This window comes from Enterococcus sp. NBRC 3427 (assembly GCF_007996925.1).
Lineage (GTDB): Bacteria > Bacillota > Bacilli > Lactobacillales > Enterococcaceae > Enterococcus_B > Enterococcus_B lactis.
Map to the genome: position 1 here is coordinate 65,982 of NZ_BJLL01000004.1, position 12,688 is coordinate 78,669.

Sequence of the window (12,688 nt, forward strand, 5' to 3'; positions counted from 1 at the left end):
TAGCAGTTAGAGCAGAGTAGGCTTAGTGATAAAAATAAGGCCATGACAAGTTACTGCCATAAGCCTTATTTTTGAGAGCAAAATATTGTGGGTGAGATTTCTTGATAAATGGTGTTCAGTTAGCTGACATTGATAATAAGACTAAATTTCAAAAAAGTTGAAAAGCAAATTTCGTCAATCTCTTCTTTTTTCTTAAAACTAAGCGGCTTTTTCACAACCTCTTTTTATCTAATAACAACTGTTTCCAACTCAACTAATTTTGCCCATGTTTCAATTTGATCGGTTGTTAGATTTAGCGAGACAACGGTATGATGCCCGCCACCTGCCTGAATCCATGAATGAACACCTTCATGGAAATTCGGTTTAGTTTTCCATAACACACGTGCAACAGGTAAATTAGGTGCTTCAGTCGTTGGTTCAAAGGCTTCTACTTCATTGATCAGCAGTTTATAATGCGTACTGAAATCTGCCATCGATACGACTACCCCTTCTCCTGCTTTCCCATCAAATACAAGACGCGCCGGATCTTCTCTATCTCCCATTGATAAAGGAGAAACAACGATTCTTGGTTTCGTCGCAGCAAGCGTCGGATCTACTTCCATCATATGGGATTCCAAGATTGCTTCTTGGCCACTAGCTAGCTCGTAAGTATAATCTTCCATGAATCCTGTATCTTTTCCTCGAGCCATGATTTTCAGCAACCGATCAATCGCTGCAGTTTTCCAGTCGCCTTCCCCGGCAAAACCGTATCCTTCTGCCATCAAACGTTGTACAGCTAGTCCAGGCAGTTGTTTCATCCCATATAGGTCTTCAAAATTAGTCGTAAAAGCGTTATAGCCTCCTTCTTCTAAGAAACGGCGAATACCGATTTCCTGCTGAGCTTGTACTTTTACATGTTCTTCCCATGTCTTTTCTTCATAATCACCATAGTCGAAGGTATACAATTCCTTGTACTCTTCAAATAATTGTTCGACTTCTTCGTCTGATACGCGATCGATTACTTGTACAAGATCTCCGATACCAAAATAATCAACAGTCCAACCAAATTGAATCTGTGCTTCCACTTTGTCTCCTTCTGTGACACCCACGTTTCTCATGTTGTCACCAAAACGAGCCACTTTTATTCCAAAACTTTCATTATATGCTACTGCAACATCCATCCAAGCAGCAATCTCTTTTTGGATCTCAGGTCGTTTCCAGTAGCCAACGACGATTTTATTTTGTTTATTTAATCGAGCATTGATGAACCCATATTCGCGGTCACCATGAGCGGATTGATTTAAATTCATGAAATCCATATCGATCGTTTTCCAAGGAATGCTTTCGTTATATTGCGTAGCTAAATGAAGCAATGGTTTTTGTAGAAGCTTTGTCCCACGGATCCACATTTTTGCTGGTGAGAAAGTATGCATCCAAGTGATCACACCTGCTACTTCTTCTCGATAATTGACCTCTTTCATGATTTTTGTGATCGTGTCAGCAGTAACTGCTAATTCTTGAAGGCGGATAGGATAAGGCAATTGTCCATTTTCATTCAGTTCATCGACCATTTCTTGTGCATGTTTCTTTACTTCTCGCAGTGCTTCTTCCCCATATAAATGCTGTGATCCTACAACAAACCAAAATTCTTTTTCTCCAATATTCAACATAATTAGCCACTCCTTTTATTTGTTTTGTCCGTAATACGCATTTTTTCCGTGTTTTCGTAAATAATGTTTATCTAAAATCCGTTGAGGCAGCTCTTCTGAAAATGAATTGAGCTGTCTGGTAAATAAATTCATCTTGCATACTTCATCTAGTACGACTGCGTTCATTACCGCACTTTGCGCATCTTTCCCCCAAGTAAATGGACCGTGTCCGTGTAAAAGTACCCCTGGAATTGCTAAGGGATCAATTTTGCGTTCTTTGAATGTTTCTATGATAACTTTTCCTGTTTCATATTCGTACCCGCTGTCGATTTCCTGTTGTGTCAAAAATCGAGCACAGGGTACCGATCCATAAAAAGTATCTGCATGTGTCGTCCCCATCGCAGGAACATCCAATCCTGCTTGTGCCCAGATTGTCGCCCATGTCGAGTGAGTATGGACGATTCCTCCGAGTTGAGGAAATGAACGATATAAAACAGCATGAGTAGGCGTATCCGAAGAGGGATTAAGTTTACCTTCAATGATATGATTGTCCAAGTCCATAACGACCATGTCGTCTGCTGTCATCTCTTCATAATTAACCCCACTAGGTTTGATAACGAAATATCGTGTTTCAGGATCAAAAGCGCTCACATTTCCCCATGTATATTTGACAAGTCCGTGTTTAGGCAAGTCAAGATTTGCTTGGTATACTTCTTCTTTCAGTTGTTCCAGCATTTTCTATCACTCCTTTTTCTTGCAATTGATGAATCGCTGTTTTTTCAATGTCGATCCCCTCACGGTAACGTCTCATAAATATCTGATAGCCTGCTATTTCTTCTGCTGAAGGTGTGATGGTGATTCCTTGGTCTTGTCCAAACACGTCTTCTGCCAAGAAGTTTTCTAAAGACTTCCCATGTCGATCCATCATATAGGCTGCTAATAACGCGATTCCCCACGCTCCACCTTCTCCGGCTGTGTCCATCACTGTAACTGGTGCCTCCATAGCAGATGCTAGAATCCGCTGTCCAACTTCTGGTGTTTTAAAAATCCCCCCATGCCCCACTAAACGATCAATTTGGACATTCTCAGATTTCAATATATCCATTCCGATTCTCATTGCACCAAAAGCACTGGCTAAATGGATCCGCATGAAATTCGCTAAATCAAAACGGCTACCTGGTGTACGTACAAATAATGGCCTTCCTTCATTTACTCCTGTAATGTTTTCACCGGAAAAATAACCATAAGAAAGTAACCCCCCGCAATCCGTATCGCCTTCTAGCGCTTTGTTGAATAATACCGTGAATAATTTATCTCTGCTTATCTCCATACCCAAAGAATTTGTAAATTCTTCAAAAATACTGACCCAAGCATTGATATCCGAAGAGCAGTTATTCGTATGAACCATGCCTACTAGTTCTCCTGAAGGTGTAGTGACCATGTCGATTTCCGGATGGACATTTTCTAGTTCTTTTTCTAATACGATCATAGCGAAGGCGGAAGTACCAGCCGAAATGTTCCCTGTCCGTTTGGCTACACTGTTCGTAGCGACCATACCGGTTCCTGCATCTCCTTCTGGCGGACAAATCGGGATTCCTGGCTTCAGGTTTCCCGTAGGGTCGATCAGATAAGCCCCTGATTCGCTTAATTTGCCAGCTTCTTCTCCCGCCACTAGAACTTTAGGCAAAATGTGATCCAAATCAATCGCTACATGCTCTTTTTCGACTAATTGACCAAAAATATTTTTCATTTCTTGATGGTAGGTTTTCGTTGAAGGATCGATAGGAAACATGCCTGATGCATCTCCTACGCCTAGTACTTTCTCACCAGTAAGCTGCCAATGAACATATCCTGCAAGCGTTGTCAAAAAATCGATTTCTCTCACATGTTCTTCTTTATTCAAGATAGCTTGATACAAATGAGCGACACTCCATCTCTGCGGAATATTGTATTGAAATTTTTCCGTTAATATTCGTTCTGCTTCTTCAGTGATTGTATTCCGCCAAGTACGAAATGGTACTAGTAACTGTTCCTTGCTATCAAAAGCTAGATAACCGTGCATCATTGCACTAAACCCAATCGACCCGATCGTCGTAAGATTTTCGCCATAGATTTCGAATACTTCTGCTGCCATTTTTCGGTAACTGACGCGCAGTCCTTTCCAAATATCTTCTAATGAATAGGTCCAGATACCATTTTCTAGTTTGTTTTCCCACTCATAACTACCAGCTGCAATAGGAGTAAAAGATGAATCAATCAATACAGCTTTGATCCTAGTTGATCCAAACTCAATCCCTAAAGATGTACGACCATCTATGACATCTAACATACTTTGCGCATTTACTTCCTTCATAATGATTTAACTCCCTCCTTCTCGTCAAACCTGATCAAACCGTCTTTTTTAGTAGCGCTTACAATGATTATTGTATACTTTTGTACGTACATGTCAAGCAGTTATTTTCAAGAATATAATAAAAAACGCTTGTTTTGTACGTACATAAGTTATAGAATGAAATTGCTTACAAAATCTGATCAACCGCCTTCTCGAAATTCTAGAAGGAGAGAATACTTATGAAAAAAGAAAAAAAAGTTTCCTCATCGTTTATTTATTTTTTTGGCGCATTTGGCGGCATTCTATTTGGGTATGATATTGGTGTTATGACCGGCGCCTTACCTTTTTTACAGCATGATTGGGGTTTGGCAGGTAAAGCTTCTTTGATAGGATGGATCACGTCTTCGGTCATGTTAGGTGCGATCCTTGGTGGCTCTTTATCTGGTCTTCTTTCTGATAAGCTTGGACGACGAAAAATGATTCTTCTTTCTGCACTTATTTTTATGGCTGGTTCTGTCCTTTCTGCATCTGCCCCTCACAATGGTTCTTATTTTCTGATTGCAGCAAGGATTCTTCTAGGTTTAGCTGTTGGCGCTGCATCTGCCCTAGTTCCTGCTTATATGTCTGAAATGGCTCCTGCTAGACTAAGGGGAAGATTGTCAGGGATCAATCAAGTGATGATTGCTTCTGGCATGCTCCTTTCCTACGTTGCGGATTATTTGCTAAAAGGGTTACCTGAAACGATGGCTTGGCGCGTAATGTTAGGACTCGCTGCTGTCCCCGCGCTGATTTTATTTTTCGGTGTTGTAGCTCTACCAGAGTCACCGCGTTTTCTTATGCAATCTGGTCGCTTGGAAGAGGCAAAAAGAGTATTGAACTATATTCGGACACCAAACGAAGCTGAACAGGAATTCGAACAAATCCAGCTGAATGTCAAACAAGAAAAGACAACCGTAACTTCTTGGCATACTTTGTTTTTAGAAAAGTATCGTTCGTTAGTTTTTGCCGGTATTGGTGTAGCAGTATTCCAGCAATTTCAAGGAGCTAATGCTATTTTTTACTATATTCCGCTGATCGTAGAAAAAGCGACTGGGCATGCAGCGAGCGATGCATTGATGTGGCCGATCATCCAAGGAATCATTTTAGTTGCTGGTTCTTTGCTCTTTTTGGTTATTGCAGACAAGTTCAATCGGCGAACTTTATTGAAAATAGGCGGTAGCGTGATGGGACTTTCTTTCATCCTACCAGCTGTTTTAGGAACTGTACTGGATGCTCATACAAATTCGTTGTTGATTCTCTTGTTTTTATGTATTTATGTCGCATTTTATTCTTGCACATGGGCTCCGCTGACATGGGTAATCGTAGGCGAAATATTCCCACTAGCTGTCCGCGGGCGAGCATCTGGCCTAGCCTCTTCTTTTAATTGGATTGGTTCTTTCCTAGTCGGCTTGCTTTTTCCTGTGATGACTGCTTCTATGTCTCAAGAAATCGTTTTCGGTATTTTTGGGATCATCTGCTTTTTAGGGGTTTTATTTATTCAAGAGATCGTACCAGAAACTCGTGGGAAATCTTTAGAGGAAATCGAACAAAGTGCATCTAAAAAAACTTATCCTAAACGTATTTCTATCCATCATTCTTAAAGAGGTCGTGACAGCTCCAAATTGATATAAAAAATAAGAGGCGGTAAAAACCCGTCTCTTATTTTTCGTTTTCTTTTACTGTTTCCCGTTCAACTAGTACAGGTTCATAGAGAATATTTGGCTGTGCCCGTCCTTTTTCAATCGTTGTGACGATCCACCGTGCGGCATCTTGTCCCAACTTTTCTTTTGGATGCGTCAATGTTGTCAATTTTTTATTCCCTAAATGGCTTAAAGAAGAATCATCTGTTCCTACGATCGATAGGTCATCTGGAATATGATAGCCATTTTCTGTCAACTTATCTAGCAATAAACTAGCTATTTGATCGTTATAGCAAATGATGCCATCTAAAGCTTGTTCTTCTTTCAACCGTTGTACTGTTTTTTCAGCGATTGTTTCTCGTGTTTCCGTGGTGAAAGTAATGATGTCTTCCGTCAAAAAACGCACATTATACTGTTCACACGCGCTGATAAAACCTTTCATCCTGTATTTTCCTTGAAGATCGTCGATTTTTGTGATGAACAACAGACGCTGATGTCCTTTTTTTATCAAATATTCCGCTGCCATAAAACCGACTTTCACATCATCTAAACAAATATAAGAGGCATTTAACTCTTCATAGGCAGCGTTGATCATCACCATCGGAATGCCTTGTTCTCTCAAAGCAACATAAAGTGCTAAGTTTGGGTTATACTGATTACTTTTCGTAGGCTCAACGATCAAACCATCTACCCCATAAGCAATCATTTTCTTCAAACACTCTTTCTCCAATTCGTGATCGTTATTCGTACTGGCTAAAAGCAATGAATACCCAGATTCTCGTAATTCATTTTCGATTCCTCGGATGATTGACGGAAAAATATAATCAGAGAGATATGTGGTAATGACACCGATCGTTTTTGTTCTGTTCAATGGTGTTTTTTCTTTCTTATAGCTGTCATCTACATATGTGCCCGATCCTTTTTCTTTACGCAGATAGCCCTCATTTACCAACACAGCGATTGCTTGCCGAATCGTATGTCTGCTGACGTCATATATTTCTTGCAGCTTGAATTCTGAAGGAATGGTTGTATTTACTTCGTATTCCTCATGAAGGATCTTTTGTTTTATCTCATCTGCAATGTCTTGATATTTTGCCATTTGCCTTGCCCCTTTTTATTTGTACGTACATATGTATCCATTATACACAAGAAAGAGACAACTTGGAAATATCCAGTTGTCTCTTTCTGATTATTTCTTTCTCCTGTTTTTAGGAAACTATATTCCTTTTTCTAAACCAACCGGTGTTATTCTTTTATCTGGATTCTTTAGCCCAATCGCACCAATAACCGTCACTACGAGCACCAATACTGCTAGAAAAATATATGTTTCTTTAAACCCTATGCTGTCATACATTTTTCCAGCAATAGTAGAGAATGCAAAAACTGAGATTTGCTTGGAGAAATTAAACCCTAGAAGATATACAGTTGCTGACAATCGCCAATCGAATGCGCCAGAAATATATTTCATAACGGAAACAAGAAGCAGTGGCATTTCTACGGCTGCAATCAATCGAGCACCTGACAATACGATCCAGTTGGGAGCCAATGCACTAAGTATCACTCTTATAAAAATCAAACAGCCAAACAGGATCATCCCTTTTTTCGCACCGATTTTATTGATAAGACTCGGCATTGGGATCATGATCATCGCCTCCAATGCTACTTGGATTGAAAGCAATCGACTGTAGATGATTGTTCCCTGAGATACCTCATGGAAAAAAGTCCGATAGTAGATAGCAAATTGCTGATCTACTACATCATAGATAGCAGCTGTCCCAACAAAGAATAGACACAAGAGCCAAAAGTTTTTATTTTTAAACAAAGTGAAAATCTCTTTTCTGGTCACTTCATTTTTTTCCTCTACTGGTACTTCACTGCTTTTAAGATTTACTTTATCTCCAAAAATCACTAATCCAGTCAAGATTGTCGCCATAAATGAGCAAAGCCAAAAAATAGAATTAGGATTTTGCGTAAAGATAATTCCGCCTACGAATGCCGCAAGAGCGCCAGCAATCGAACCGCCTAAACGTGAATGTCCGTATTCGAATTTATTCACTAAACTTGCCCGTTCAACGTAAGTCTCAACTACTCCTACGCCACCATTTAAAACAAAAGCTAGATAAATACTGCCGATGATCGCTCCAAAAAAAGTATTGATTGATAAAAGAGGAATAAAGAGCCATTGGAAAAATGGGCCAATGAACATTCCAGCTATCGTGATAGTTATCAATAGATTCTTTTTGAATGCTAATTTATCCGATAATATCCCAAATATCGGCTGGTAAAACAAAGAAACGAATGCCATGAACGAAAAGATGATACCTGCTTGCGTTCCGTCAAGATCTGCTACTTGCTGCAGCCATAACGACAAAAATCCGAAAACTGTTGCCCAGATAAAGAAATACGTAAAATGGGTGCCCGCAAAGCTCCAAAAATGATTCGATTCGTTTTTCATGATTCTCCCTCTTTCTCTTAGTCATTCAAATATGGAAGCGGCTTGCCAAAAATTGGGAAACCATCGTTACCCCAACCAAAAGCTTGTACTTTTGTGTGTCTGTTCGGGTCGTATAGCGGATCACCTTTGATCTCCGTATAATCCCGACAGTGATAAACCAGAATATCTGTTTCTCCATCTTCTGCAATAGTAAAAGAATTATGTCCAGGTCCGTATTGTTGTGTAGAAAGGTCGCTCTGGAAAACAGGTTCTGTCACTTTTGTCCAATTTTCTCTTTTCAATAAGTCAGATTCCAAATCAGCATAAATCATTCCCATACAATAATTTTCGTCGGTAGCGCTTGCAGAATAAGTGATGAAAATTTTTCCATTCCGCATCAATACTGCAGGTCCCTCATTTACTTTAAAGCCCTTACATTCCCACTCAAATTCTGGTTTTGTCAGCATAACTGGTTCTGTTTTCAATGTCCACGGATTAGTCATTTCTGCTATATATAAATTAGAATTTCCTTCAATAGCATTGTCTTTTTGTGCCCAAACATAATATAAATGATTATTCTGTTCAAACACTGTGGCATCTAAACAAAAAGTATCTAAGTGCGACACCACTTGACCCTTTTCGTGCCAATTTTCGTCTACCATCGGATCTTGCGCTTCACACTCTAAACAATACATTCGATGAGTGAACAATCCATCAATAATCTCTTCTGTATGCGTTGCAGCAAAATAGATATACCATTTTCCAGCAATATAATGAATCTCTGGAGCCCAGATTAGTTTGCTCATCTCGCCCGTCTCATGTTTTCGCCAGATTGTACGTGGTGTTGCATAAGCTAGACCAGCAATCGTTCTTGAACGGCGTAATTCAATACGATCGTATGAAGGCACAGAAGCAATGAAATAATAATATCCGTCCTCATGTTTATAGATAAATGGATCTGCCCTTTGAATAATCAACGGCTTTTGATAATTCTCATTCATCTCTTTGATTTTTACTTCTTCTTGTACTTCAACTGTCATTGTGTCTCCTCCTTAATTAATTTATAAATGAATGTTACCTCTTAAAGAAAGCGTTGTCAATAATATTCTTGTTAATTAAAAAATAAAAATTAGATATAATTAATATAAAAGTTAATAATAAAAGCCGTAATTTATAAAAAGATTGACTATATTAATGTTAGTGTTAATATATAGTTAACAGAAAAATAAGCGAGGAAAATTATGCAACTACAAATAAACGAGGAATCCTTACCGGTATATGAAGCATTAGCTAGCAAAACAAGAATCAGGATCATTCAGCTGCTTTCCAAAAAGAAGATGAATGTCAAAGATTTGGCAAAAGAACTTGGAGTAAGCAGCGCGATCACGACGATGCACGTGAAAAAGCTAGAAGAAGCAAACATCATCAAAACAGAGAAAATAGGACAACAAAAAATTTCGAGCCTTCGTGTCGATAAAATAGATATCAGTTTCCCAGAAAAAATATTCAATGCTTTTGACACGAAAGAAACATCGATACCTATTGGCCACTATACGAATTATGCAATTGAACCGACATGTGGTTTAGCGACGATCCATGACTTTATCGGAAAAGTGGATGAACCACGCTATTTTGTGGATCCTCGAAGGATGGATGCTCGTATCCTCTGGTTTACCAGCGGGTTTGTCGAGTATCAGTCACCTAATTTTTTGAATGCAGAGGATACATTAGAAATGTTGGAAGTTTCTGTGGAAATTTCTTCTGAATTTCCTTTTTCAAATGACAATTGGCCTTCCGATATCACTTTCAGCCTAAATGGCGTAGAGCTAGGAACATGGACGAGCCCTGGAGATTTTGCTGATATCCGCGGGAAATATACGCCTGACTGGTATCCAGATAATCTCAATCAATACGGCTTGCTGAAGACGATTCGAATCACCAAACATTTGACAAATATGAATGGGGAACCTTTGTCAGACATCACGATCAACGACATCCCTAAAGATCAAGACACTTGGCATTTGCGAATCGAAGTGAAAGAAGATGCCGAACATGTAGGTGGCTGTACTTTATTTGGTAAAGGATTCGGTAATTACGACCAGGATATCAAATTAAAAGTTTACTACAGCTGATACTTTTCTTTTCTATTTTATAAAGAAAAAACAGCCAATCCCTATGAAGGGACGGCTGTTTTTTTATTTTATTGTTATTTCCAAAAATCATCCAAAACAGAAATTGGCAAATGACGTTTATGCTGCGTCTTGTTCCACCACGCTTCGATTTTTTCTTGTGCTTGAGCGGGAACTTCTTTTCCTTCTAGATAATCATCGATTTCGTCATACGTAACACCTAGTGCGACTTCATCCGCAATCATTGGTTTCCCATCTTCAAGATCTGCAGTCGGAATTTTTGTGTATAGCTTTTCCGGTGCATTCAATGCTTGAAGCAATTGTTTCCCTTGCCGTTTGTTCAAACGGAACAATGGTAAGATATCGGCTCCCCCATCACCAAATTTCGTGAAAAAGCCAGTGATGTTTTCTGCAGCATGATCTGTCCCTAACACAGCTCCTGCTCTTTCTCCAGCTACGGCATATTGTGTAATCATTCGTTGTCGTGCTTTGATATTTCCTTTGTTAAAATCGCTGATTTCCACACCTGCTTCACTTAATACTTGTACTTGTGCATCAACAGCTGGTTTGATATTTACTCGCAGACTGACATCAGGCTGGATAAAGTCAAGGGCAGCTTTTGCATCTTCTTCATCTGCTTGTTCACCATAAGGAAGACGAACAGCGATAAATTGATAGCTTTCATCTTTCGTTTCTTCACGCATTTCTTCCATCGTTAGTTGCGCCAAACGACCTGCTAAAGTAGAATCTTGACCACCGCTAATACCTAATACGAAGGTTTTAAGAAACGGATATTTTTTCAAATAAGCTTTCATAAAATCAATACTTTTACGAATTTCTTCTGTTGGATCAATTGTTGGTTTGACACCTAATTCATTGATGATTTCTGTTTGCAGGCTCATTTATTCTCCTCCTATGCTTCTGTATGAAGTTCTGCTACGCTTTTTTTCATTCGTTCCATCGTAGCCATTTTATGGTTCCAGCATTCAGTAGATAGATCGACCGGATATTTTTGCGGATTCAAGTCTCGTTTGTACTCTTCCCACAGTGAATCTAGATTTTCTTTTGTATATTCTTTGATTTCGTTTAGTACAGGTAGTTCGTATACTCTTTTTCCTTCGATAAAGATATCTTGTAAAACGGGGCGAGCGGTAAAATCCCGAACAGTTTTATTGATAAACGTATGCACTGGATGAAACATAAAGATAGCTTCTTCTTCTCGTGGATCTTCATCCCATAATGTGACATAGTCTCCTTCAGATTTCCCATCAGAGTTTCGAGTAATACGCCATACTTGTTTTTTTCCTGGAGTTGTCACTTTTTCCGCATTGCTTGATAACTTGATCGTATCCATCATGTTTCCTTCGCTATCTTCAATTGATACTAGTTTGAATACTGCACCAAGGGCTGGCTGATCATAAGCGGTAATCAGTTTTGTTCCAACACCCCATACATCAATTTTAGCTTTTTGCATCTTTAAATTCAAAATCGTTGCTTCATCTAAGTCATTCGAAGCATAAATTTTTGCTTCCGTAAATCCAGCTGCATCTAATTGTTCCCGAACACGCTTAGATATATAGGCCATATCTCCACTGTCGATACGTACGCCTTGGAAGTTGATTTTATCACCTAATTCTTTTGCTACGCGGATTGCACTTGGCACACCTGATTTCAACGTATCATAAGTATCGACTAAGAACACACAGTCTTTATGGGTTTTAGCGTACGCCATAAATGCTTCATAATCATTTCCATAAGATTGGACTAACGAATGCGCATGAGTCCCGCTAGCTGGTATCCCAAATATCTTTCCAGCACGTACATTGCTTGTTGCATCTGCTCCGCCGATATATGCCGCTCTAGTTCCCCAGACTGCCGCATCCAATTCTTGCGCTCGTCTAGTCCCAAATTCCAAGAGCGGATCTTCTCCGATCACAGATTTGATGCGAGCTGCTTTTGTCGCGATCAACGTTTGAAAATTGACCATATTCAACAGTGCTGTTTCTACTAATTGACAATGTGCCAAAGGACCTTCCACTTGGATCAATGGTTCATTTGCAAAAACTAATTCACCTTCACGAGCAGAACGAACCGTTGCTTTAAATTCAAAATTTTGTAAATACTCCAAAAACCCTTCAGGATAGACTTCTAAGCCACGTAAGTAAGCAATATCGGAATCACTAAACGTCAGATTCTCTAAATAATTGACTAACCGTTCCAATCCTGCAAAAACCGCGTACCCGTGGTTAAAAGGCATTTCTCGAAAATAACATTCAAAAACAGCATGTAAATCAGCTCGACCTAATTCCCAGTATGTCTGCATCATATTGATTTGATATAGATCCGTATGCAGCGTCAAACTGTCGTCTGGGTAAGTATTATTCATCTTGTATTACTCCTCTTGGCAAGTTTTCATTTCCTACCCATTATAACAAAAAAAATTGATAGGAAAAGAAATCTTCATTATTTTCTGAAAAAGAGGTTGT

The 12,688-nt window shown here is 39.2% G+C and carries 10 protein-coding genes; 2 read left to right on the forward strand and 8 right to left on the reverse strand.

Annotation, left to right across the window (positions count from 1 at the left end):
• Positions 1-224 precede the first annotated feature (224 nt).
• From araA to ESP02_RS01850, 3 genes are read right to left on the reverse strand one after another with little or no spacing between them, the layout of a single operon-like run.
• Complete coding sequence (araA, locus tag ESP02_RS01840; RefSeq protein WP_002374790.1) at positions 225-1,649, reverse strand: L-arabinose isomerase; 1,425 nt, start codon at positions 1,647-1,649, stop codon at positions 225-227.
• Between the two features lie 15 nt (positions 1,650-1,664).
• Positions 1,665-2,363, reverse strand: coding sequence for an L-ribulose-5-phosphate 4-epimerase (locus ESP02_RS01845; protein WP_002374792.1), 699 nt, complete (start codon positions 2,361-2,363; stop codon positions 1,665-1,667).
• Positions 2,320-3,981, reverse strand: a complete 1,662-nt coding sequence (locus tag ESP02_RS01850; protein WP_002374793.1) for a xylulokinase — start codon at positions 3,979-3,981, stop codon at positions 2,320-2,322. The genes ESP02_RS01845 and ESP02_RS01850 overlap by 44 nt, the downstream gene beginning before the upstream one ends.
• A gap of 218 nt (positions 3,982-4,199) precedes the next feature.
• On the opposite strand from ESP02_RS01850, the gene ESP02_RS01855 reads away from it, so the two are divergent.
• Positions 4,200-5,600, forward strand: coding sequence for a sugar porter family MFS transporter (locus ESP02_RS01855; RefSeq protein ID WP_002374794.1), 1,401 nt, complete (start codon positions 4,200-4,202; stop codon positions 5,598-5,600).
• Between the two features lie 58 nt (positions 5,601-5,658).
• On the opposite strand, the gene ESP02_RS01860 is transcribed toward ESP02_RS01855, so the two are convergent.
• From ESP02_RS01860 to ESP02_RS01870, 3 genes are all read right to left on the reverse strand, one after another.
• A complete protein-coding gene (locus tag ESP02_RS01860; protein ID WP_002374795.1) occupies positions 5,659-6,738 on the reverse strand; it encodes a GntR family transcriptional regulator in 1,080 nt (359 codons plus the stop codon).
• A gap of 117 nt (positions 6,739-6,855) precedes the next feature.
• Positions 6,856-8,094: an oligosaccharide MFS transporter gene (locus ESP02_RS01865; protein WP_002374796.1), complete on the reverse strand. Its 1,239-nt coding sequence runs from the start codon at positions 8,092-8,094 to the stop codon at positions 6,856-6,858.
• 17 nt (positions 8,095-8,111) lie between these two features.
• Positions 8,112-9,113 carry a family 43 glycosylhydrolase gene (locus ESP02_RS01870; RefSeq protein ID WP_002374797.1) on the reverse strand — a complete coding sequence of 334 codons (1,002 nt, stop codon included), beginning with the start codon at positions 9,111-9,113 and terminating at the stop codon, positions 8,112-8,114.
• Between the two features lie 201 nt (positions 9,114-9,314).
• On the opposite strand from ESP02_RS01870, the gene ESP02_RS01875 reads away from it, so the two are divergent.
• Positions 9,315-10,205 (forward strand): transcriptional regulator, encoded by an 891-nt coding sequence (locus tag ESP02_RS01875; protein WP_002310057.1) that lies wholly within the window; start codon positions 9,315-9,317, stop codon positions 10,203-10,205.
• 74 nt (positions 10,206-10,279) lie between these two features.
• Here the strand turns inward: ESP02_RS01875 and nadE are convergent, their stop codons facing one another.
• Complete coding sequence (gene nadE, locus ESP02_RS01880; RefSeq protein ID WP_038399083.1) at positions 10,280-11,104, reverse strand: ammonia-dependent NAD(+) synthetase; 825 nt, start codon at positions 11,102-11,104, stop codon at positions 10,280-10,282.
• Between the two features lie 11 nt (positions 11,105-11,115).
• The gene (locus ESP02_RS01885; RefSeq protein WP_002374800.1) at positions 11,116-12,588 is read right to left on the reverse strand and encodes a nicotinate phosphoribosyltransferase; all 1,473 of its coding nucleotides are present in this window, start codon (positions 12,586-12,588) and stop codon (positions 11,116-11,118) included.
• Between the last annotated feature and the right edge of the window lie 100 nt (positions 12,589-12,688).

Excerpts from the sequence above, each read along its gene's own strand:
- araA (WP_002374790.1), bottom strand. The coding sequence starts at position 1,649 with ATGTTGAATATTGGAGAAAAAGAATTTTGGTTTGTTGTAGGATCACAG.
- ESP02_RS01845 (WP_002374792.1), bottom strand. The coding sequence starts at position 2,363 with ATGCTGGAACAACTGAAAGAAGAAGTATACCAAGCAAATCTTGACTTG.
- ESP02_RS01850 (WP_002374793.1), bottom strand. The coding sequence starts at position 3,981 with ATGAAGGAAGTAAATGCGCAAAGTATGTTAGATGTCATAGATGGTCGT.
- ESP02_RS01855 (WP_002374794.1), top strand. The coding sequence starts at position 4,200 with ATGAAAAAAGAAAAAAAAGTTTCCTCATCGTTTATTTATTTTTTTGGC.
- ESP02_RS01860 (WP_002374795.1), bottom strand. The coding sequence starts at position 6,738 with ATGGCAAAATATCAAGACATTGCAGATGAGATAAAACAAAAGATCCTT.
- ESP02_RS01865 (WP_002374796.1), bottom strand. The coding sequence starts at position 8,094 with ATGAAAAACGAATCGAATCATTTTTGGAGCTTTGCGGGCACCCATTTT.
- ESP02_RS01870 (WP_002374797.1), bottom strand. The coding sequence starts at position 9,113 with ATGACAGTTGAAGTACAAGAAGAAGTAAAAATCAAAGAGATGAATGAG.
- ESP02_RS01875 (WP_002310057.1), top strand. The coding sequence starts at position 9,315 with ATGCAACTACAAATAAACGAGGAATCCTTACCGGTATATGAAGCATTA.
- nadE (WP_038399083.1), bottom strand. The coding sequence starts at position 11,104 with ATGAGCCTGCAAACAGAAATCATCAATGAATTAGGTGTCAAACCAACA.
- ESP02_RS01885 (WP_002374800.1), bottom strand. The coding sequence starts at position 12,588 with ATGAATAATACTTACCCAGACGACAGTTTGACGCTGCATACGGATCTA.